The following is a 20,054-nucleotide window of genomic DNA, read 5'->3' as shown; positions in this document are numbered from 1 at the left end:
TCTATATCTTGCATAGTGAAGAGCACAGCCCCGAGATGTTGTGAGCTAAGCAAAAAACACAAGCAAATCAGATGGATTAAGCCATAACAAAAACATCAAGTTGACGCTTTTTACTGCGCATTTTTGGTATGGAGTTCGGTGCGCTTGGTGGGTTTAGTGGGGCGCAACTTATGTTAGGCGTTAAACCTATGAATCAGTTCTGCGCATGGCGTTTTTGTAGACTTCACTTCGTTCTCTTTTACCGACAGCGAGAACGGTTACAGTGATGACGCCATCGTTTACTTCATAGACTAAACGATAGCCAGATTGGCGAAGTTTGATTTTGTACATGTTGTCGGCTCCAGATAATTTTGAAGCCGGAATATGTGGATTTTCAAGGCGTTCAATTAGCTTCTTTTTAAATTGTTCACGAACAGTAGCACCAAGCTTTTTCCACTCTTTTAGGGCAGATTTTTTGAAGTCTAACTTATAGCTCATTGATATCTACCGTGATGCTTGGTTCGTCCTGACGTTCTTTTGCAATAGCAAGTAGCTCTAGATCTTCTAAACGGTCCATTAGCAATTCGTAAGCTTCTGCTGGCACACAGTAGAAGGCAGGCTCATTTCTGTTAAGTACAGCAACAGGCTCACCATAAGCACTTGATACTACTTTCATTGGATTCGCCTTCAGCTCTGTGATACTGGCAGCAACATCTGCAAGGATACGATTGGTCATTTTAAAGGTCTCTTAATAGGTCTTTTATTGGGGCATTATAGTTGGTCGCTTTGTGCTTTTCTATTAGAAATTGTTGTTTTAATCGATCTTTCAGCGCTAGGTTTAACAAGGCAATCAAGGTGATGCGTTACACTCGGCACTTTTGGTATGGAGTTCGGTGCGCTTTGCTGGTTTAGTGGGGCACACCTTATTGCAGGCGTTATGTCTTTTCCCGTACTGTAGTCACCATATTCCAGGCAATCAATGGCGGCCGTTCCATCAACTTCTTTTCTGTCGTAGTGCGGAGAGAATCGTTCATCGTAAGTTGCGGTTATTGTCCGGTGGTCACAAGGTTCGTTTTTCTCTTGGGCTCTTGGTTACCCAAGTCCGCGAGCCGCAACAAGAGTAGGAAAGCCGGCGTGTATTGGCTTCTGTGTTTACAAAGTCGCTTTTAGATTCTTTGCCAATGAGCTCCCGCTTTTGTTGTCACTATCTTGCATGATGAAGAGCACAAAGCCAGGATGTTGTGAGCTAAACAAAAAAACACAAGTAAATCAGATGGATTTAAGCCATAACAAGAACATCAAGTTGACGCTTTTTACTGCGCATTTTTGGTATGGAATTCGGTGCGCTTGGTGGGTTTAGTGGGGCGCAACTTATGTTAGGCGTTAGCTGTTTCCAAATGTTGAACTTGTATGTTCGATATCAGTGTTATTGTTGCCGTTCGGTATACAGTCAGAGTATTTAAATTTTAGGGATAGTAATGAAAACTCGTGCTTTAATCTTGCCTATTTTACTTGGGCTCTCATTCTCTTCTATAGCCTCTACGCCTGCTTTTGACCACAATAGCAAAATTGGAATGTGCGCGGGCTTAGCTAAAATCGCGTCCATAAAAGTTGATCAAACAAAGCTAGCATCTGCCCTTGATAGAAGTGAAGGGCAAGATAAAGTTCTAGGCGCGATGACTTATGGTGGTGGGTATGCAATGGGCAATGTGGACATGTTCCAATTACTTAAACCTAACACAAAATCAAAACCAGAAGTTGCCAAGTTAATTTTCCAGCAAACGGGTTGTAATATTTACCAATAGGTGCGGAATTTATGAGAAAGGTACTAGTTTTGCTGAGCATACTTTCACTAAGTGTGCTGTCATTACCTTTGAAGGCTAATCAAATGTTAGCTACCCCAATGCTTTTAAAAGCATGTAATGCCCCCGAGAAGTCGCGAGATTTCGGTGTGTGCTTAGGCTTTTTTACTGGTGTGGTACAATCTTCAATTCCTGCCACTATTGCAGTAGTAGAATATACTGGCGCACACTCAGAGGAATCATATCAGAAAGCAGCTGTTGCTTCCGGCAAGGTATTTGGGTGTGGTGAACATGACACTATTTTGAACTCAATCGAAAAATATAAAGTCTTTATGCAAAACCATGCTAACTATTCTGATTTACCTGCATCGGTTACAGTTGCAAAGATGTTATCTACAACATACCCATGCAAATAAAACACAGCTAACAAGGCAATCAAGGTGACCCGTTACACTCGGCGGTTTTGGTATGAAGTTCGGTGTTCTTTGTTAGTTTAGTGCGGGGCACCTTATTGCAGGCGTTATGTCTTTTCCCGCACTGTAGTCTCCATAGTCCAGGTCATCAATGGCGGCCGTTCCATCAACCTCTTTTCTGTCGCAGTGCGGTGAGAATCGTTCATCGCAAGTTGCGGTTATTGGTTCGGTGGACACAAGGTTCATTTTTCTATTGGGCTGTTGGCTACCCAAGTCTGCGAGCCGCAACAAGAGAAGGAGAGCCCGCATGTGTTTGCCTCTGTGTTTACTAATTCGCTTGCAGGTTCTTTGCCAATAAGCTCCCGTTTTTGTTGATGCTATCTTGCATGATGAAGAGCACAGCTTCAGGATGTTGTGAGTTAAGCAAAAAGCACAAGTAAATCAGATGGAATTAAGCCATAACAAGAACATCAAGTTGACGCTTTTTACTGCGCATTTTTGGTATGGAGTTCGGCGTGCTTGGTGAGTTTATTGGGGCGCAACTTATGTTAGGCGTTAAGCCCCCTAAATTAGAAAAGGAGTTTTTAATGAGTAAAGTATCATTATTTTTCGGTGCTGGTGCCGAAATTGGCTATGGTTTACCGTCAGGAGGGAAATTTGCTCTTGATATATTTAGAATGGATGTAGCTGAAGACAAAAAGTTATTACGAGAAACTAGAGAAAAAGTTAATAAACGTTCAAATTATGCCAAAAATTGGTTGCCACAAGATTATGAGAAGAAGCCAATCTCTTCTTTTGGTAGAACGCAATATGAAAGTTTAGTTAAAAGTAGTTTAGAGTATAAACGGTTTGATATTATTAGATATCTATCAGAGTTTGATTCTAGAGTTTCAGTATTAGCCCGCAAGTTTGATGAAACATTTGGTCGTAATATTCGAGAGGCTTTTGAAAACGTCTTAGGCATATCATTTGGCGCAGAGACATTTAGCCATGAAATTAGAATATCTGGTATTTTAGGTGACTATAATCATTTGTTCTCAAGCGATTTTTTCTCTAGCTACTTGAAAGCACTTGAACTCCCACCGACTGATGAAAATTTCTTCATAAGAAAAAGGTGTCGTGATTTTTGCCGTTCTGTTCTTGAGTTACTTATCGGTGCATGTGGTGAAGAGTTAGTACACAACTTGAACGATGGTATCTTTGAAAAGAAACCTGATGAGATAGATATATTTGATGATCTAGGGGCAATCTTTTCTTTGGATTATCGAGGGGCGGGGTTGACAGGTCTCGAGGTTATCTTAGATGGCGAGCCAATTGCAATAACGGCAGACACAAGTGACGAGCACCTTATATGTGCATTTGCTTTAGAAATTCTTGAGGATATTTTTGCAGCGTCACTGGATTATCAATCTCTTATTGACTCAAACTGGCGTTACCTTTATAGCCCTAAAACTGACTGGGCAAAATTTTGTAAGATTAATATATTCTTAAACACAGCTCAACGTTATATATCTTCTATTGCTGAAAACTTCAATGATAAAATAATGAATGGTGATGGTTATTATCATGATATTATCGAAATGAAAAAAGAACATGAAGTTAAGGCTATCGGTACAACAAATTATAATAATTTCATTGGAACCATATCAGAAGAAGATGTCTATTATCTAAATGGTTCGGTGGATGATTGTTATGACCCTTACTTAAACACAATTGTATCACAAGAAGCGTCGACAGATATTCAGCATTTTACGGTACCATTTTTATTTACTCAAAGTGGTATTAAGCCTCTTACTTCGATTAAAATGTCTGAACGCTATGTACAGCTATACAATAACTTGAAAAACTCTGATGTTGTTGCAGTTATTGGTTACGGATTTAATGTTGATGATGGGCATATTAATGGCCTTTTCCGCTCGTGCATTGAAGATGAAGGAAAGGAATTAGTTATCTTTCATTACATGAATGATTTTGGAACTGAATCTGACTTAAAGTTAAAAGAATATTATCAAGAAAGGTTGAGATTAAAAGATCATTCTGGAATAACTGTCATCAAAGTAGGAAATGATCGTAAAACTCCTGAAGGAGTAATTTGGTACGAGGCGCTTGCAGGGGCTTAACAAAGCAATCAAGGTGACCCGTTACACTCGGCGGTTTTGGTATGAAGTTTGGTGCGCTTTGCTGGTTCAGTGTGGGGCACCTTATTGCAGGCGTTATAGTGCATCATCTAACCATGGCACTAGCCTTACGATATTGTTAACATACGCTGTTCTTAAAAGTTGGTGGGTGTTATGAAAAAAGTGCTTAGTTTGATTGCTCTAGTTGTAGCTTTACTATTAGTAGGAGGCGGTTCTTATTATGGTGTGACAGTTACAGCTACTATAGAGCGAGATGGTAAAGATAACAGATGTTCACTATCTTCTCCAATATTTGTAAAAGTGCAAAACAATACATTTTCGGTAATACGACATGTTACTTTCGATCTTGAAATGTTCAAAAATGGTCGCTCGCAGAACGTTCTTTCTGGAAGTTTTAATCGTACTTTTGATATTTTGGTCAATCCTTTCTCCTCTGAAGCTGGTTGTTTTACAGACAGCTATATAAAGTCGATTATTGAGCCTAATCCTATAGATATTGGAAGTGCAACAAACAAAGAAGCCATTCTTTCGTCACTAGAGTCAGTCAAAAATTTTCGAGAGTTTGAGGGTAAGCATGTAGTCCATATTTCAAATATACAGGTATCTTACCTTAAATAAATCAGTCCCATCTGCACTATAACAAAGCGTTTAAGACGGATTCCCAACGCTTGGCATTTTCGGTTTGATTCAACTTTAGTGTTTACGGCACAATGTTTGAGGTAGGGTGGCAGCGTTGCTCACCACTTAACGCGGCGTTATGTTTGTGAGGTGTCTCAATAGAACCGATAGGGCTATTTTTCGGTGCATGTTCGTAACTTTAAGAGAGAAAATATGACAATTATGTATAAAGAAGAGCATGGTGATTTCTATGTTTATCTTGAAGAGCACCCTAGTGATTGTTGCTGTATGTGGCGCAAAAGTGACGTTATGAATGGAGTGTATTCTATTGAACGTTTAGATGTATTACCTGAACTTCGTGGTCAAGGCATGGGTCGAAACCTACTAAATGCAGCTATTCAACATATTGAATCTGAATATCCTAAAGCGTGTATCGAGATCTCTGCAAAACCTGATGGAGACAGTGATATAACCAAGGAGGAACTCGCAGCATTCTATAAGTCTGCCAATTTTGAAATATACTGGGAGAACTCAAGCCGCATTGACCTTCGACTATACTTGGATGAATCATTAAAGCCTACGCCATTATATGACAGCCCAGAGTATTTCAAGGTTACTCTCTGACATTAGCAGCAAAAAAAACATAACAAACTGTTCAAGAGGGATTCGCAACGCGTGGCATTTTTACTATGCGTTGATTTTAGTGATTAAGGTGGTGTGCGGTGGCTTCGGTATTGCGTTGCTCACCCCTTAACAGAGCGTTATGTTTAATAGGAGGCTTCGATGGGGCGTGCAAAAGAAGATCTCTATGATATTCAACTTGCTGATAGAGATAGATATTTCTCAAAACTACTTGGTATAAGCTTGGAAGAGCTAGAACTCCTTGATTGGGATATCTCCGAAGAGACGAATGATGATGGCTTTCTGTACGGCTATATCATGCAGTTTTCTGAAGCGTCTGATCCTGATGTTTTAGATAAAATCCAAGATCAGTTAGATGGGCACGATTTCTTGTATCTCGATATATCTGACGTTGAAATACCCTCCATGGAAGGGGATGATGTTCAATCTAGTCAATACAAAGTATTTGAGAACCATATTCGAAGTGTAAACGACATATTAGCCCTACCATGTACCCCTGATGCCAAGTTTAGTCTCTATGTAATGTTATTTGCTCATATCATCTCGGCTACCGAGGGTTACTTGTCATCTCAGTTCATTTATCAGGTATCACGTAACCCCAAATTAATGCGTAAACTAGTGGAAAATGACAAAGAACTTTCGAAGCGAACATTTAGCTTAAAGGAAATATATCACCAAAAAGAAAACCTAAATGACACGGTATCTAAGCATCTAAAAGACCTTATTTTCCATAATGTTGCTAAAGCTAAGGAAATGTATGGCGCAATATTAAACTACCAAATGGAGGAGCTTGGGTGGTTGTTTAAGGCGGTGGAAGTTAGGCATCATTGTGTACATCGAGCAGGGTATGATAAAGATGGTAGTCCTGTATCAATAACGAAAGACGCGTTGATTGAGTTAGTAAATAGATGTGATGAACTTTGTTTATCAATAGATAAGCACTTAAATAATTAAACATAACAAATTGTTCAAGGGTGATTCGGCACGCGTGGCATTTTTACTATGCGGTAGGTTTAGTGATTAAGGTGGTATGCAGAGGCTTCAGTATTGCGTGCCTCACACCTTAACAAGGCGTTAGTAGGTGACAGGAGGCTCAGATGGAGCTCTATATAAATGGTAATGTCCCCCAAGTGGGTAAAGTTTGTGAGCAGTTTTTTCTTGAGCAAATCCAGTGTTCGCAAACTATCCATGATCAAGCGAATGTCGCGTATTTTCGTTTTGACTCCCAGTGGTTTCAGTTGTACTTCGATGGCATCACTATCTTTTGGCGCGTCTGCGTTGAGCCAACAGAGCCAATAAATAGTGATTTTTCGTCTTACAGCTCATTAATTAATTTCAGCGAAATTAAAGGTATTTGTAGCCATGCCTTGACGCGTATTGAACAGTTTTTGGATAGCGATATCATTATTTTATCCCTTACTTTTGATAGTGGGGTGGTTCTAAAGTTTGAATATTTTAGTTTGGATGATTATACGAAAGTCACCTACTAACAAACTGTTCAAGAGGGATTCGCAACGCGTGGCATTTTTACTGTGCGTTGGTTTTGGTGTTTAAGGTGGCATGCAGCGGCTTGGGTATTGCGTTGCTCACCCCTTAACAGGGCGTTATGCGTTTACGAGGAAATTATGACATCAGAAGTACAAAATTGGTTATCAGGTAAATTAGAAAACACGCAACTTGATGATGGTGTCACATATACAGCTATCGCAGACTTTTGCGTAATGTGGGCTGTGTTTGAGGGGACTGAGTTGGCAGATGCTGACTCTGCTGTTGATGAACTTGCCTATATTGCTTGTCGGTTAGTGAAAGGCCACATTGACTTTTCCGAGGAATTGGCGTTTTGGTCGAATCGATATGTTGAAGAAGGTGCAACGAATAAGCGATTCGATAAACTAGGCTTTACTCATAAACCGCACATTAAACTAGTGTCGGATGTACTATTGGGTAATCAAACAGATGCATTAAAAGTAGCTCATGCCATGTTGTTGATAGTTTATCGACTCAGAAATAACTTGTTCCACGGAAACAAGGATATTACTCAGATCCATAATCAAGCAACCAACTTAGGTATGGCATCGAAGGCACTGATAAATGTTGCTACTGTCAGTGGAAGGTATGTCTTTTTGAACAACGCATAACAAATTGCTCAAGAATGACGGCTAACCTTTGGCATTTTTTGTTCGGTTGAGTTTAGTGTTTACGGTGGCTTTGCTTAGGTTTTGTGGCAGTTAGCCGCATCTTAGCAAGGCGTTAGCTTGCTATCGAAATTTCCAACCAAGAAAACCACAACCGGTGAACTTAACATAAGCCCTTTTGCAAAGAGGATGGGATGCCACTTCTTCAACTACTTCTGCTAAGTAACTTTCTATTGAATGTATCAATAGACCTTTTTGAAGTCGAACCGCTTCGAATAGTTTGCGTGTTTGTTGCGTCTTTGACCTTTATATTGGACGAACAGGTATGGTTTAAATCAAATACTGAAAAGCTTTTAGAATGGCTAAAAACATTATTTGTTAGTTATGTAGCATGTGAATTAACTTTGTTTATTAATTTTGTACACCTTTTGGTCAATAAGTACAATGACCCTTCGATGTCTTGGTATTTACCTAGTTTAGTGTTGCTAGGTTTATGGTTGTATGGAAGGTATCAAAGAGCCGGTTAATATCAAGCTAACAAATTGTTCAAGAGTGATTCGGCACGCGTGGCATTTTTGCTATGCGTTGGTTTTAGTGATTAAGGTGTTATGCGGGAGCTTCGGTATTGCGTGCCTCACACCTTAACAAGGCGTTATGCAATACGGCAGAATTCATCAAAAGGAAATAGGATGTTAAGAATCTTAATCTTTGTTCTCGTGGTCAATGGGCTTCTAGCTGCTCTTCTACATATATGTGAACTTCTTTTTTCTGTTCCAGAGCTGAATTTCCTTAGTGATTACTTTTTCTATGCTTTGTTGGCACAGTGGAGTTTAAGTGGACTCTTCCTTATAGCGAAACCGGGTAAAAAACCTTATCTGAAGCATAGCGCTAATACAGCTACGAGAATGGCAGCATCGATTGCAGACGAGCCCAAAGGGGATGATACACAGTCAAACTTTGATGTTGGTGTTAGCATGTTACTGTTTATATCTGGCTCGTTCAGTTTGGCTATATGTATTGTACTGTAGTGCATAACAAACAATTTAAGCAGACCCTCAACGCTTGGCATTTTTAGTGTGCAGTCGGTTCAGTGGTTACGGTGCTATGCAGAAACTATCGCTGTGCGTTTCGGGCTACTTAATCGGGCGTTAAATGCCCTTAGAGTTAAGAGATAAGAATGAAATTCAAAGTAAGTAAAGATGATTGCATTGCAGAGGCTAAGCGATTTTTTAAATATTACGATCGCTTCTGTCAATCGCCTGATAGTGACGATTTAAGAGAGTTGCTAGCTTCCGCGTATAGTGCAAATGATAAGTTTAGAAAAGCAGGCATGGGGAACTTTTTTGAAAGCAAGGAGTTCTTATCAATAAAAGCAATTCGAAACTTTTTTATTCATCAGGCTGAGTTGTTGAATGAGACTAAGTCGTTACCCGTAATATCAGATGTGCCAATTTCGGGTGATACTAATATCGTTTGTTTAGTCCCGTCGGAACGTTTCGAGTTAATCAAAGAAGCTTAAAATGAGGCAGCAAATGATTCATTTAATGAAACAATGGTATTTTATCGTGATTTTGTAGATATTTACCCATGTATATTCAATTTCGGAGTTAAGTTCTATTTCTTCATTAAAGCGTTAGATTTCAATCTAAATACAGAAGAAGTACTTAAGTTAGAAAACTCACTCGAATTTGAGCGGAAAAATGGCTATTCCCACTACATTGGAGGAAGAATAAGTTTACCTCTAGGCGGTTGTATTGATGAATTTCTTGCCAAAAACCTGATTAGCATGGATGAGCGAAAGCTAATGATGGAAACTCTATACGAAGAAAAAAACGGTATGTATGTCTTCAAAATGGGCATTTAACAAAGCATTTAAGAGTGATTCGCAACGCTTGGCAGTTTCGCTTCGCTCAAGTATAGCCAAGCGTCGCTCACACCTTAATGCGGCGTTAGCTATTTATCGCGATTAATAGAGTATTAAGATGATTGAAAAAGATCGTAGTGGTTTTGGGCGAGACCCTTTTGGTTATAGTGCTAGAGGAATTTTCCAGTGGCAACTGATCGAGTCAATGTTTACAGGTGATGATTTTGACCCTTACCGACAGCCTGAAGCTGAACATTGTAAGAACCCAGTTCTCTGGCTTGCGCAAGCTGAAGCTTTGAGTCAAGCAGCTTTGACATTATTCAAAACAGAGCCTGAATTCGAAACAATGCCGGATTTTGTTAGGCCAATATGCGACAGTCAATTTTGTGCTGTTGGATTGATGCTTGTTGGTTACAGTTTGGAGATAGCTCTAAAGGCAATGATGATAATGGAACATGGTATTGGTGGTTATACAGCTATTGAAAAGAAACATCGACACCATCGTTTACAAGACCTTGCTAATTTTGTTCCGAATCTAAGCAAACAGGAGCGTGCTGTATTGAGAGGGTTAACCCATTTTGTGTATTGGGCTGGTCGATATCCAGATCCTGGTACTGGGAAGGAAGGGGAAACTCTCAATATTTTCGAGTTATCTGAAAAATATCAAATCTCTGGGCGTGTATTATTCTCTACTTCCGCGAAGGTTATGCGACATGCTCATGAGATCGCTGAAAAAGAATAGCTAACAAGAACATCAAGTTGACGCTTTTTACTGCGCATTTTTGGTATGGAGTTCGGTGCGCTTGGCGAGTTTAGCGGGGCGCAACTTATGTTAGGCGTTATACATAAGAGGATAATATTGAGTGAAAGTTTCATTCCATTTTGATGCAGATGATAAAAGTTTAGGTGGATATTATGGCTACCCAATACGAAAGGCTTTAATGAGAGCTATTTTAAGTTCGAGAACATTGGATCTTAACTCAAAGATATTTCAAGGTGACTTTCTATTACATCATTTGACAATGGATGTTGAAGTAATTAGTGAGCATAAAACAGTTCATCGTTCAAATCCTGAAAGGTTCATTAGTGTATTCAATGAATTACTAAATCCAGGAACACATATATGGCACTCAATAACTGATGATACTATTTGTAGATTAGCAAATAATAATGTTTGGGTTATGTCATTTGAGAGTATAGGCTTTTCAGATGCAACTGAGATTGACAAAATGCTCAGAGATGTTAGCTACTACCTTGGAGCAATTGAAGTTGATGAAACTAGCCCTATTCATTGGGAAGCGTATGCTGGTAGCCTTGTCCCTTATTATCGAATTATTGGAAATAAGGTTAATCTATTCTGGGATGGTATATCTGATGAATCCAAAAATGAAGGACATATACCAGAGTTACTAAAGATAGGCTTCACATCTGCAGATTTTGAAGCATTGAATGGAAAGTTCACCTTTTTTGATAAGTATCATAATTTTGAGCATGCACGGAGAGTCGCTGAATTAAAAAGTGCTTTAGGTGACTCTTTAGCGTCATTAGCTGATCAAGTTATCTGTAGGCTTGCCGATCCTGCTCCTGAAATAGGTAATAAATTATGGTCTGCGTTGAGGACCTATAATAGAGCCGAAGTAAATGAAGATTACGCTCAGGTATCCGCATCTTGTCGAAGAATTATTGAGTATATAGCTGATCAATTATTTCCACCTCAATCTGAAGATGTTAACGGCAGGAAGATGGGCAAAGGACACTATAAAAATAGATTATTAGCATTTGCAAGTAATGAACGAAGTAGCTCTACAAACATAGAACTTGTAGCAGTATCAATTGAGAGTCTTGCCCAGCAGCTAGATAAATTAACAAATTTATCTAATAAAGGTGTACATGCAGAGGTTTTTAAACATGAAGCTAAACGCTGCTTACTCCGAACAATCATGGTGTTAGATGATATTATATCTCTTCGAATTGATCCTTTTGATGTAAATGTATAACAAAGCAATCAAGGTGATGCGTTACACTCGGCGGTTTTGGCATGGAGTTCGGTGCGCTTTGCTGGTTCGGTGGGGCACACCTTATTGCAGGCGTTATATGCTGTTAAAGTAATGGTAAAATAATGAGTAAGACTTGTATTGCATGCAAAGAACCGATAAATGAATCGGCATTTAAGTGTAAGAATTGTAGTTCTTTTCAGTTAGGAAAGTTTTGGGTTCAACCTGTCTTATTTGCAATTGGTGTGACTTCATTAGTTGCCCCTTTGATTGTTATTGCTATTAATGCAGCATTGGCGCTGCAATCTCCAGACTTAGATATATATGTGCTCTCAGCAAATGGTTCTAAGCGAGAGGTAGTAATATCAGCAACAAATAATTCTCAACAAGATGCAATTGTATATTATGCGCAATTTGAACAGATTAACAGTACGTATCCAATTGCAAATATTGAACCTGAAGTCGTAAAAGCTAATAGTGTAAAAACTATAAAGTTAAAATTTAATGCTGATATAGGTAAGGCGCTTAACTTTTCGGCTTTTAGAGTTATTGATGATCATTTTATTAGCCCTGACTCAAAAGAAGATAAGCTTTGGGGAGACAATGAAACTTGTACTATCTATGTTGTAGTGCATGAAAGAAAACCTACAGGGAAAGAAGTGAAATTCCCTTGTGTGAAATAAGCATATAACAAGGCTATCAAGTTGACCCTTAACACGGCACATTTTTGGTATGAATTGGCTTATGTGTTTACGGTTGCCTGTTTGGCTTTGGGGCGGGCAACTTATGGCAGGCGTTAAACACATTTAAGGAAGTTTCAGTGAAAAAGGTTATTCTCTTTCTATGTCAGGGTTTGGAAGAATACGAAGCAAGTGTATTTACTGATGCTTTTGGTTGGACGACAACTTATGGTTTAGAACCAATTGAACTTGTGACTGTTGGTTTACGTCCAAAAGTAAAATGCGCATGGAATTTCACGGTTGAGCCTGAATTTCAGTTAAGTGAAATAGATATCAATGAGTTCGATGCTCTGGCTATTCCTGGTGGCATGAGCCGTTCTGGGTTTTATGAAGATGCATACGATGAAAGGTTACTTTCATTAATCCGCGACTTTGATTCACAAGGTAAGATAATCGCTTCTGTTTGTGTCGGAGCATTACCAATTGCTAAAAGTGGTGTTCTTAATGGTCGTAATGGCACAACTTACCATTTAAGTGAAAAACGTCAGGCTCAAATGAAAGAAATGGGTGTAAACATCATCCAGCAACCCGTTGTTATCGACAAAAACATAATTACTTCAAGAAGTCCTTCAGCCGCGATGGATGTTGCTTTCACTGTTGTAGAAAAGCTCACATCAACAGCTAACTTAGATCGTATTAAAGAAGGCATGGGATTCATCGAAAAATCATGTGTTTAACAAGGCAATCAAGGTGATGCGTTACACTCGGCGGTTTTGGTATGAAGTTCGGTGCGCTTGGTGAGTTCAGTGGGGCACACCTTATCGCAGGCGTTAGCACTCAAAAGGAGGAAATATGAGCACAATACCAGAAAAGGATTGGAAGGTACTTCGTAACTCGAAGGAAGAGCTTTTAGCAATTGCTTGTGACAATATATTCAAAGAAGTTGACCGTATTTATCAAAATCGTGTTGATAATGAGCATGCTTCATACCTCGAGCTGTGGCAATTTATTCAAATTGAAAATAATAAAATTGGTGAGATGTTCGATGACTTAAAGCGTAGTAATGCGCTTTTTAAGCTCGTTTCGATGCGATTATATGGTATCTTATCGGATGAATATTTGTGTAAGTTTAGTGCTGAAATTCAGCATCAAATACTTGAATTGATGAAATATAGAGAATAAACGCAGTGTTATGCCAAAAGTAAAAAAGAAACTGACTGCTGCACAAAAAAAGCTCAAACGAGAGTCTAAAGCAGAGAGGCAAAGAAAGTATAAGTGGGTCATGATGAATGGCAAACAAGTTAGGGTAAAAAGAGAGCCAACAATCGAAGGCATGAGTGTTGATGAATTTATTCAACGGAATGCTAATGATCATTTTTTCATCAAAATGAAATGTGGGAATACATTCAGGATGATGATGAATGTCTGCCTATTACGCCCAAAGAGTGCTAACAAGGCCATCAAGGTGATGCGTTACACTCGGCAGTTTTGGTGTCGAGTTCAGTGTGCTTTGCTGTTTCAGTGGGCACACCTTAACGCGGCGTTACCTGCGTTGAATTAGCTTCTGTTCATGATCTTGTACAAGTCTGAATGTTGGGTTAAAATTGTGCAATATCTTGTACAACTTAAATTGAGGTTAATTATGCGTATTGTTTCTTTTACTGAGGCACGGAATGGTCTGAAATCTGTGCTAGATGGCGTCGTTAATGATGCAGATTGCACTGTTATCACTCGTCGAGATTCTGAAGATGCGGTTGTGATGTCAATGGATTATTACAACAGCCTTATGGAGACTGTTCATCTACTAAAATCACCGGCCAATGCTGCTCACTTAAACAAATCAATTGAGCAGTATAAAGCGGGTAAGGTAACTGAACGAGATATCATCGATGAGTAGAATGTTGGCTTGGACTGATGCCGCTTGGGATGATTACTTATACTGGCAAAGTCAGGATAAGAAAACGCTCAAGCGCATTAACAAATTAATCGTAGATACAAAGCGTTCACCTTTTGAAGGGATTGGTAAACCTGAAGCCTTGAAGGAAAATTTATCTGGCTTCTGGTCTCGACGTATAGACGAATCTAATCGTCTTGTTTATGCAGTTGACGATATTCATATCACCATCATTTCTTGCCGCTATCATTATCAAGCTTAATCTTTCGAATCCGCGCAGGTAACAAGGCAATCAGGGTGATGCCTTACACTCGGCGGTATTGGTACGGAGTTCGGTGGGCACACCTTATGGCAGGCGTTATGCCACAAGGCATTCAGTATGGAGAAATGAAAATGGATTTGAACTCACTATTACTATTCGTTGTTGCTTGTTTAGCTATCAATTTGATACCTGGGCCAGACGTTATCTACATTGTTTCAAACACCATGAGGGGTAAGCTGACTACGGGGTTTAAAGCCGCAATTGGACTCGGTGTAGGCTATTTTATTCATACATTGGCAGCTGCTCTGGGCTTATCTGCGATAATCCTTAGCTCTGCGGTTGCTTTTAGTGCGGTGAAGTTGCTTGGTGCTGCTTATCTAGTCTATTTGGGAGTTCAGTCGTTACTTTTAATGTGGCGAGGAGACAGCAAAATTGTGGTTGGTGAAAATGCTGAAGACAAGAAGAATGTATTTGTACAAGGTGTAATCATTAGTGTCTTAAATCCTAAGGTCGCACTGTTCTTTCTATCATTTCTGCCTCAGTTTATTGATACATCAACAGGTTCTGCTTCAATGCAATTGTTAGTGCTTGGCTTGCTATTCAGCGCTCTAGCTACAATGTGCAATATTTTATATGCGTCAGTGGGTAGTTGGGCCTTTAGTCGTCCGAATTCTCAGAGATACTCGCGATCACTTGAAGGCGTCTCTGGTGTTTTGCTTATTGGACTAGCAAGCAAAGTAGCAATCAGTGACCGCTAGAGGCATAACAAGGCGTTCAAGAGGGGGGCATACCGCGTGGCATTTTTTGTATGCGGTGAGTTTTGGTGGTGAAAGTGGTCTGCGGAAGGTTGGTTTATGCGGCATTCACCACTTAAGTCGGCGTTATAACACAGAATCACCCCCTTGCTCCCAATGGCTAGTAAACAATTTCGCCCAGCGGTCGAGTTATATGGAAAACGTAGGGTTGTACAAGGCTTAAATGATTATTGGAATTTCGCCAGGGCCGAATTCATTGCTTTCATTACCGCTTGAACTTTTTGATCATTCAATGCATCAGGATGCGGCTGACCAAACTGGCCGATATCATTGTCGAAGTAAAGGCCGTGGGCATTGGCAAACTCATCGGACAGTGCACCGCGAACCAGGATATCTGCCCCGACACTGAGATCGCTACCGGCAATACCGAATGCATTTTTTACCATCTTGCTGCCAAGCAGAGATTTAGGGTTTACTGAGGCAATCATCGGGCCTGAATCTTTCAGCGCTAGCCCCATGCTGCGAGACCACATGGTGATTGCCAGCTTGCTCTGTGCATAGGCGTCACCAGCTGATAGTGGTTTGTTGCCGGCGAGCGCGGCCAGATCAACCGTTGCCTGGGCGGCAGAGGAGAGGTTAATCACCCGGCCGTTTTGCCCTAGTAGTGACAGTAATGCTTTTGTCAGTAAGTATGGAGCAAAGGTGTTCACGGCGTAGCGAAGATCAAAACCATCATCGGTGGTTGCTACAGGCGCATTGTAGACCCCGGCATTGTTAATCAAGGCATCCAAATGGCTGTGGTTTGAGGTGATTTCATTTGCCAGCACATCAACATCTGACAACTTAGATAGATCTGCCACATAGGTTTCCAATCTTCCGTTACCTTGTAACTGGGTGAGTTGCTCTTCTACATCTTTGAGCTTGGCAAGATTACGGCCGTGCAGGAGAACATGGTGGCCTTGTGAGACAAGCATTTTAGCAGTTTCAAATCCGATGCCGTCGGTTGAGCCGGTAACAAGAATCACTTTTTGCATTAATATCTTCCTTGGTGAAATAGTCTCAGGGGCGCTAGGTAACACTATGAATAATAGCAGCTAAGAAAAGATTGATAATGAGAGGGGCTAACGAAACAGTTTAAATAAAATATTGATAATAGAATGGAAGATGACTGCCGGATAAACCGAGTCAAACCTAGCTATCCGACATGTCAAGAAGGTGAATCAGAAACGGTAGAGTAAGCCCACGCTGAACAAACTAACCGTTGAGTCATAGAAATTGACATCACTGTCTTGATCGAACCAAGCAACCGTTCCGTTTGCCAGACAGTTTTTCCAGCCAAATGGACTGGCGTAAAAAGCTGAGAAGCTAGCACCAAATTGGCTGCTGTCTATTTTCCTATCATCGAATAATGGATGTCCTTCATCAAAGGAAAGTTCAGAAATATATACGTTTGTAACTAGACGCCAACGGTTAATTGAATAGATGTAGTTTGCGCCGAGTGAGTATCCGTCATAAGCCATCGCATCACCGTCGGCATCGAGGTCGACAACAGAGAACATGGGAACGAGGCGGTGCCTAGGAGAGTCCCACGTAAAAGTGTACTGCGCAGTAAAACGGTGAAGATCACCATTGCGGTTAAGTAAGGCAATGTCCTCAGGCTCTAAGCCTTGTGAAACACCACTTAGTTCATCATCGATATCGACATCACGGTAGGAGTATCTGAGTTCTAAACCTGTGCCGTACATCCGATCCCAGATTAGACGATAACCGTTAGCGGTACGATCGGTTTTCCTTCTTGGAGAGTCGGTCAGGAAAGGGTCTGCCCAGACCTCTGTAGCCATCGGGGTATAGAGCAAGCTTGCGCCCAACACTCCGGCCTTGCCAATTCCTGTCTGATACCGGCAAGCGTTGAGAAATCAAAACGGATATAGTCCTCGAGTTGGTTACCAATAAAGATTTGTGTGCGGGTATCAGCGAATGTGTAGGCAATTTCAGCGGCGATAACCGGTATTGCAGAGTCTTCACTGCTTGGAGAGTTATTGATTGAGTTGATTGTGTTATTACTTAAATCAACCGAACCAAACTTGGCTAGGGTATTTGATTCAACACTCATTCCGCCGACACCGACATTTACGAAACCGGAAAACCCACTTTCTGCCGGAATGGGTTCTATGGCATAAGCACTGGAGATAACACCGGTTGTCATGACGAATGGCAGTACCGAGCGAATCATATGCAAGCCCCATAATATTTATTTGATAGTGTTAAAAATTAGGATAACTTCTCGAAATTGTAAAATGCAGACAAGCATTGACGATGTTCTTTTGCCTGCTTGAATTAACGATTTAGTCAGTCAGTGATAAGCGCCGGTGGTGTGCTCATGTCAACTTTCTTTTTTAGCTTCTCAATCAGTACATCCCGTTTGAACGGTTTAGGTAGGTAGTCATCCATCCCGCAGTCAAAACATTGCTGGATATCATCATCGAGAATTGAGGCGGTAAGTGCAATAATGTGCGACTTCTTCAAGCCTTGCGCTTGCTCCCAATCGCGTATTGACTGCGTGGCTTCAAACCCGCTCATAACCGGCATCATGCAATCCATCAGTATCAGCCCTATATCGCTATGGTGCTGCTGGTAGAGAGAAACCGCCTCTTGTCCGTTATTTGCAATCAAGTAATCAAAACCTATGCGCTTTAGATTAATACAAACAACCTGCTGGTTAACTTTATTGTCTTCAACAATAAGAATGGCGTGTTTTGGGCTAGCTGGTGGCTCAGGGGTATTGTTGACCTTGCTTGTCGGATTTGCGGCTATCTCAGAATCATGATTTTGAGTGACAAAGGCGGTTTTCAGCATATTGTTTAAACGCAACCCAAAGAGAGGCGCAGTTACCAGGGCAACAATATTACTTGCTGTGTCGTTCACTACCTCATCGTTCTGGCGAACATAAACAATGCTGAAGCTTGCCAATGCGCTATTGGCCTCAGGTAGCAAACAAGGCTTATCGATAAGAATGATGGCGTTTGGCTTGTTTGCTGTAAGGACGTCATCGACGGTGTGGCAACGTGTCAGTTGGTAGCCCAAACGAAGTACTTCACTAACAAGTAAATCACTGTGCTCTACGGCTAAATAAATCACCGGCAGGCTGGAGACTTGCTCAATGGTTTGTTCGTCATGCTGGAATGAAAGCGTAAATGAGAAAGTGCTACCGACATGTTTTTGCGAATCAAGCTGGATTTTTCCGCCCATCATTTCGACTATTTTGGCAGAGATCGCTAGACCCAGCCCGGTTCCGCCATACTGTGATGATGTATGACTGGTTTCTTGCTTAAACTCCTCGAAAATATGGGCTTGTTTGTCATTATCTATACCGATCCCTGTATCTTTTACTGAGAAGAACACCTCTGTGTGGGTTGGTGACTGGTTGATTTGCTTGGCTGTAAAAGTAATAGAGCCTGAGTCTGTGAACTTAATGGCATTGGAAGCAAGGTTCATCAATACTTGGCGTACCTTTTGTTCATCTGCTTTAATGTAGTCGGGTAGGGATGTGTCCAAGTCAACAACTAAGCCGATCCCTTTTTGTTGTGCTTTGGGGGCAATTAGGGCCGCCGTGTCAAAAACAACTTCCTTAAGCGCACAGGTGTGCGGGGCAATTTCCAAGTGGCCGGATTCAATTTTGGATAAATCTAAAATATCGTTGATCAGCATAAGCAGCGTTTGAGATGAGGCATTGATCGTCGATAGGTAATCCTTTTGTACGGCGCTGAGCTTTGAGTCCGATAAGATTTCAGTCATGCCAAGAATGCCATTGAGTGGCGTTCGTATTTCATGAGACATATTCGCCAGGAAAGCACTTTTGGCTTTATTCGCCTGTTTTTCATGCTCACGGGCATTGATCAAGTCCTGCTCCAGTCGGTTGGTTTGTCGGATGACGTAAAGTAGAACGAGAACAATAGTGATACACAGGGCCAGAGCGACCATCGTTTTGTAATGTTCATATTGGCGCATCGTTAAGGCGATCTGCTTAGGTGTCTCGGTAAACAGAGCATTTAACGTACCTTCAAGGGAGTGAATGGTACTACGAATTGCGCCATGCATTCCGTCGTTATGTGAATAGCCGAATGTTTTATATGTACGCTGTAATACATAAAAAGCTTTTCTAAAGTCATTGAAGCTGGTGGTAGAAAAACGTAAGTCCGTTGTGGCTTCTAGAGATTGTTGTATTTCAGTCAGGTTATTGTCTATTTCGGGCAGCAGTTGACTGTCGAAATCGGTGAAGAACTGATACATCAAGTCTTTGGTAGTGAGGGTGAGGGTATCAATTTCCGGGGCATTTGAACCAATGAGGTTTTGTTCGAAAGTAAGGGCTGTGTCTTTTAATTGATCAATTAAGCTTATCGATCCTTTGTCGCCGAATATATCCAGAACGGTATGACTCATGGCTGTAAATTGCTGGAAATAACTGTCCACATCGGCAATAGCTTGTTGGCCAACATAGCTGGTCGTTATCTTGTGTTTATCGAGATCTTGATTAATGGCGATCAACTCCGATTTCAGTTGAGAATAAGCGTCTTCCATTTTTGATAAATATTTTGAATCTACCCTGGCAAGGTAATCTTTTTCATGTCGACGCATCATCAACATACTATTGGAGGCTTCAATAATTTTGTGCTGCAAAGACTGAAGCTGCGTGTATTTATCATGGATAACATGATCAGTAATAAAAAAGGCGAGCAGAAGAGACAAGATGCCAATAGCGCCAGTGATTAGAAGCCGACGGATAGACTGTGTTTGAAGACCTTGATGTTCTTCCATGTGCTTGGATCCCTGAAAACAGAACAACTTAGCTTCAGTGTATGGTTTACGGGAAGTAAAAGC

24 protein-coding genes and 1 pseudogene are annotated in these 20,054 nt (G+C 40.8%); 20 read left to right on the top strand and 5 right to left on the bottom strand.

Going from position 1 to position 20,054, the window contains the following annotated elements:
- Positions 1 to 186 precede the first annotated feature (186 nt).
- Both R2X38_RS07740 and R2X38_RS07735 read right to left on the bottom strand, forming a co-directional pair.
- Positions 187 to 477: a type II toxin-antitoxin system RelE/ParE family toxin gene (locus tag R2X38_RS07740; protein ID WP_317521628.1), complete on the bottom strand. Its 291-nt coding sequence runs from the start codon at positions 475 to 477 to the stop codon at positions 187 to 189.
- A complete protein-coding gene (locus R2X38_RS07735) occupies positions 467 to 715 on the bottom strand; it encodes a type II toxin-antitoxin system Phd/YefM family antitoxin (protein WP_317521627.1) in 249 nt (82 codons plus the stop codon). Before R2X38_RS07735 ends, R2X38_RS07740 begins: the two co-directional genes overlap by 11 nt.
- A 742-nt stretch (positions 716 to 1,457) precedes the next feature.
- On the opposite strand from R2X38_RS07735, the gene R2X38_RS07730 reads away from it, so the two are divergent.
- The 20 genes from R2X38_RS07730 to R2X38_RS07630 all read left to right on the top strand — a co-directional run bounded on the left by R2X38_RS07730 (position 1,458) and on the right by R2X38_RS07630 (position 15,179).
- The gene (locus tag R2X38_RS07730) at positions 1,458 to 1,784 is read left to right on the top strand and encodes a hypothetical protein (RefSeq protein ID WP_317521625.1); all 327 of its coding nucleotides are present in this window, start codon (positions 1,458 to 1,460) and stop codon (positions 1,782 to 1,784) included.
- Positions 1,785 to 1,795: 11 nt separating this feature from the next.
- Positions 1,796 to 2,197, top strand: a complete 402-nt coding sequence (locus R2X38_RS07725) for a Rap1a/Tai family immunity protein (RefSeq protein ID WP_317521624.1) — start codon at positions 1,796 to 1,798, stop codon at positions 2,195 to 2,197.
- A gap of 512 nt (positions 2,198 to 2,709) precedes the next feature.
- Positions 2,710 to 4,314 (top strand): hypothetical protein, encoded by a 1,605-nt coding sequence (locus R2X38_RS07720; protein ID WP_317521623.1) that lies wholly within the window; start codon positions 2,710 to 2,712, stop codon positions 4,312 to 4,314.
- A gap of 171 nt (positions 4,315 to 4,485) precedes the next feature.
- Positions 4,486 to 4,950 (top strand): hypothetical protein, encoded by a 465-nt coding sequence (locus tag R2X38_RS07715; RefSeq protein ID WP_317521622.1) that lies wholly within the window; start codon positions 4,486 to 4,488, stop codon positions 4,948 to 4,950.
- Positions 4,951 to 5,163: 213 nt separating this feature from the next.
- The gene (locus R2X38_RS07710; protein WP_317521621.1) at positions 5,164 to 5,574 is read left to right on the top strand and encodes a GNAT family N-acetyltransferase; all 411 of its coding nucleotides are present in this window, start codon (positions 5,164 to 5,166) and stop codon (positions 5,572 to 5,574) included.
- A gap of 159 nt (positions 5,575 to 5,733) precedes the next feature.
- On the top strand, positions 5,734 to 6,546 hold the full coding sequence (locus R2X38_RS07705; protein WP_317521620.1) for a hypothetical protein: 813 nt from the start codon (positions 5,734 to 5,736) through the stop codon (positions 6,544 to 6,546).
- A 143-nt stretch (positions 6,547 to 6,689) separates the two neighbouring features.
- A complete protein-coding gene (locus R2X38_RS07700) occupies positions 6,690 to 7,082 on the top strand; it encodes a hypothetical protein (RefSeq protein ID WP_317521619.1) in 393 nt (130 codons plus the stop codon).
- A gap of 135 nt (positions 7,083 to 7,217) precedes the next feature.
- A complete protein-coding gene (locus tag R2X38_RS07690; RefSeq protein WP_317521618.1) occupies positions 7,218 to 7,730 on the top strand; it encodes a hypothetical protein in 513 nt (170 codons plus the stop codon).
- Between the two features lie 686 nt (positions 7,731 to 8,416).
- The gene (locus R2X38_RS07685; RefSeq protein WP_317521617.1) at positions 8,417 to 8,755 is read left to right on the top strand and encodes a hypothetical protein; all 339 of its coding nucleotides are present in this window, start codon (positions 8,417 to 8,419) and stop codon (positions 8,753 to 8,755) included.
- A gap of 149 nt (positions 8,756 to 8,904) precedes the next feature.
- The gene (locus tag R2X38_RS07680; protein WP_317521616.1) at positions 8,905 to 9,246 is read left to right on the top strand and encodes a hypothetical protein; all 342 of its coding nucleotides are present in this window, start codon (positions 8,905 to 8,907) and stop codon (positions 9,244 to 9,246) included.
- A gap of 33 nt (positions 9,247 to 9,279) precedes the next feature.
- Entirely contained in the window at positions 9,280 to 9,591 is a 312-nt protein-coding gene (locus R2X38_RS07675; RefSeq protein ID WP_317521615.1) for a hypothetical protein, read from the top strand.
- A 118-nt stretch (positions 9,592 to 9,709) separates the two neighbouring features.
- A complete protein-coding gene (locus R2X38_RS07670; protein ID WP_317521614.1) occupies positions 9,710 to 10,333 on the top strand; it encodes a hypothetical protein in 624 nt (207 codons plus the stop codon).
- Between the two features lie 121 nt (positions 10,334 to 10,454).
- On the top strand, positions 10,455 to 11,588 hold the full coding sequence (locus tag R2X38_RS07665; RefSeq protein ID WP_317521613.1) for a hypothetical protein: 1,134 nt from the start codon (positions 10,455 to 10,457) through the stop codon (positions 11,586 to 11,588).
- A gap of 122 nt (positions 11,589 to 11,710) precedes the next feature.
- Positions 11,711 to 12,268 carry a hypothetical protein gene (locus R2X38_RS07660; protein WP_317521612.1) on the top strand — a complete coding sequence of 186 codons (558 nt, stop codon included), beginning with the start codon at positions 11,711 to 11,713 and terminating at the stop codon, positions 12,266 to 12,268.
- Between the two features lie 137 nt (positions 12,269 to 12,405).
- Positions 12,406 to 13,002 (top strand): DJ-1/PfpI family protein, encoded by a 597-nt coding sequence (locus R2X38_RS07655; RefSeq protein WP_317521611.1) that lies wholly within the window; start codon positions 12,406 to 12,408, stop codon positions 13,000 to 13,002.
- Between the two features lie 115 nt (positions 13,003 to 13,117).
- Entirely contained in the window at positions 13,118 to 13,447 is a 330-nt protein-coding gene (locus tag R2X38_RS07650) for a hypothetical protein (protein ID WP_317521610.1), read from the top strand.
- 10 nt (positions 13,448 to 13,457) lie between these two features.
- Positions 13,458 to 13,826, top strand: coding sequence for a hypothetical protein (locus tag R2X38_RS07645; RefSeq protein ID WP_317521609.1), 369 nt, complete (start codon positions 13,458 to 13,460; stop codon positions 13,824 to 13,826).
- A gap of 81 nt (positions 13,827 to 13,907) precedes the next feature.
- The gene (locus R2X38_RS07640; protein WP_128783326.1) at positions 13,908 to 14,162 is read left to right on the top strand and encodes a type II toxin-antitoxin system Phd/YefM family antitoxin; all 255 of its coding nucleotides are present in this window, start codon (positions 13,908 to 13,910) and stop codon (positions 14,160 to 14,162) included.
- Positions 14,155 to 14,421 carry a Txe/YoeB family addiction module toxin gene (locus tag R2X38_RS07635; protein WP_160658429.1) on the top strand — a complete coding sequence of 89 codons (267 nt, stop codon included), beginning with the start codon at positions 14,155 to 14,157 and terminating at the stop codon, positions 14,419 to 14,421. Before R2X38_RS07640 ends, R2X38_RS07635 begins: the two co-directional genes overlap by 8 nt.
- Positions 14,422 to 14,552: 131 nt before the next feature.
- Positions 14,553 to 15,179: a LysE family translocator gene (locus tag R2X38_RS07630; protein ID WP_317521701.1), complete on the top strand. Its 627-nt coding sequence runs from the start codon at positions 14,553 to 14,555 to the stop codon at positions 15,177 to 15,179.
- A 224-nt stretch (positions 15,180 to 15,403) separates the two neighbouring features.
- Here the strand turns inward: R2X38_RS07630 and R2X38_RS07625 are convergent, their stop codons facing one another.
- The 3 genes and pseudogenes from R2X38_RS07625 to R2X38_RS07615 all read right to left on the bottom strand — a co-directional run bounded on the left by R2X38_RS07625 (position 15,404) and on the right by R2X38_RS07615 (position 19,991).
- Positions 15,404 to 16,210, bottom strand: a complete 807-nt coding sequence (locus tag R2X38_RS07625) for an SDR family NAD(P)-dependent oxidoreductase (protein WP_317521608.1) — start codon at positions 16,208 to 16,210, stop codon at positions 15,404 to 15,406.
- Between the two features lie 186 nt (positions 16,211 to 16,396).
- A pseudogene (locus tag R2X38_RS07620) lies at positions 16,397 to 17,289 on the bottom strand (DUF2860 family protein).
- Positions 17,290 to 17,525: 236 nt separating this feature from the next.
- Positions 17,526 to 19,991, bottom strand: coding sequence for an ATP-binding protein (locus R2X38_RS07615; RefSeq protein WP_317521607.1), 2,466 nt, complete (start codon positions 19,989 to 19,991; stop codon positions 17,526 to 17,528).
- Positions 19,992 to 20,054 lie beyond the last annotated feature (63 nt).

The organism is Photobacterium rosenbergii (genome assembly GCF_033022775.1).
GTDB lineage: Bacteria > Pseudomonadota > Gammaproteobacteria > Enterobacterales > Vibrionaceae > Photobacterium > Photobacterium rosenbergii_A.
The sequence above is the reverse complement of the archived record's forward strand: the minus strand, read 5'-3'. Positions and strand labels throughout refer to the sequence as shown.

What these genes read in the sequence shown, in the direction of transcription:
- R2X38_RS07740 (WP_317521628.1), bottom strand. Translation starts at nt 477, where the DNA reads ATGAGCTATAAGTTAGACTTCAAAAAATCTGCCCTAAAAGAGTGGAAA.
- R2X38_RS07735 (WP_317521627.1), bottom strand. Translation starts at nt 715, where the DNA reads ATGACCAATCGTATCCTTGCAGATGTTGCTGCCAGTATCACAGAGCTG.
- R2X38_RS07730 (WP_317521625.1), top strand. Translation starts at nt 1,458, where the DNA reads ATGAAAACTCGTGCTTTAATCTTGCCTATTTTACTTGGGCTCTCATTC.
- R2X38_RS07725 (WP_317521624.1), top strand. Translation starts at nt 1,796, where the DNA reads ATGAGAAAGGTACTAGTTTTGCTGAGCATACTTTCACTAAGTGTGCTG.
- R2X38_RS07715 (WP_317521622.1), top strand. Translation starts at nt 4,486, where the DNA reads ATGAAAAAAGTGCTTAGTTTGATTGCTCTAGTTGTAGCTTTACTATTA.
- R2X38_RS07710 (WP_317521621.1), top strand. Translation starts at nt 5,164, where the DNA reads ATGACAATTATGTATAAAGAAGAGCATGGTGATTTCTATGTTTATCTT.
- R2X38_RS07705 (WP_317521620.1), top strand. Translation starts at nt 5,734, where the DNA reads ATGGGGCGTGCAAAAGAAGATCTCTATGATATTCAACTTGCTGATAGA.
- R2X38_RS07700 (WP_317521619.1), top strand. Translation starts at nt 6,690, where the DNA reads ATGGAGCTCTATATAAATGGTAATGTCCCCCAAGTGGGTAAAGTTTGT.
- R2X38_RS07690 (WP_317521618.1), top strand. Translation starts at nt 7,218, where the DNA reads ATGACATCAGAAGTACAAAATTGGTTATCAGGTAAATTAGAAAACACG.
- R2X38_RS07685 (WP_317521617.1), top strand. Translation starts at nt 8,417, where the DNA reads ATGTTAAGAATCTTAATCTTTGTTCTCGTGGTCAATGGGCTTCTAGCT.
- R2X38_RS07680 (WP_317521616.1), top strand. Translation starts at nt 8,905, where the DNA reads ATGAAATTCAAAGTAAGTAAAGATGATTGCATTGCAGAGGCTAAGCGA.
- R2X38_RS07675 (WP_317521615.1), top strand. Translation starts at nt 9,280, where the DNA reads ATGGTATTTTATCGTGATTTTGTAGATATTTACCCATGTATATTCAAT.
- R2X38_RS07670 (WP_317521614.1), top strand. Translation starts at nt 9,710, where the DNA reads ATGATTGAAAAAGATCGTAGTGGTTTTGGGCGAGACCCTTTTGGTTAT.
- R2X38_RS07660 (WP_317521612.1), top strand. Translation starts at nt 11,711, where the DNA reads ATGAGTAAGACTTGTATTGCATGCAAAGAACCGATAAATGAATCGGCA.
- R2X38_RS07650 (WP_317521610.1), top strand. Translation starts at nt 13,118, where the DNA reads ATGAGCACAATACCAGAAAAGGATTGGAAGGTACTTCGTAACTCGAAG.
- R2X38_RS07645 (WP_317521609.1), top strand. Translation starts at nt 13,458, where the DNA reads ATGCCAAAAGTAAAAAAGAAACTGACTGCTGCACAAAAAAAGCTCAAA.
- R2X38_RS07640 (WP_128783326.1), top strand. Translation starts at nt 13,908, where the DNA reads ATGCGTATTGTTTCTTTTACTGAGGCACGGAATGGTCTGAAATCTGTG.
- R2X38_RS07635 (WP_160658429.1), top strand. Translation starts at nt 14,155, where the DNA reads ATGAGTAGAATGTTGGCTTGGACTGATGCCGCTTGGGATGATTACTTA.
- R2X38_RS07630 (WP_317521701.1), top strand. Translation starts at nt 14,553, where the DNA reads ATGGATTTGAACTCACTATTACTATTCGTTGTTGCTTGTTTAGCTATC.
- R2X38_RS07625 (WP_317521608.1), bottom strand. Translation starts at nt 16,210, where the DNA reads ATGCAAAAAGTGATTCTTGTTACCGGCTCAACCGACGGCATCGGATTT.
- R2X38_RS07615 (WP_317521607.1), bottom strand. Translation starts at nt 19,991, where the DNA reads ATGGAAGAACATCAAGGTCTTCAAACACAGTCTATCCGTCGGCTTCTA.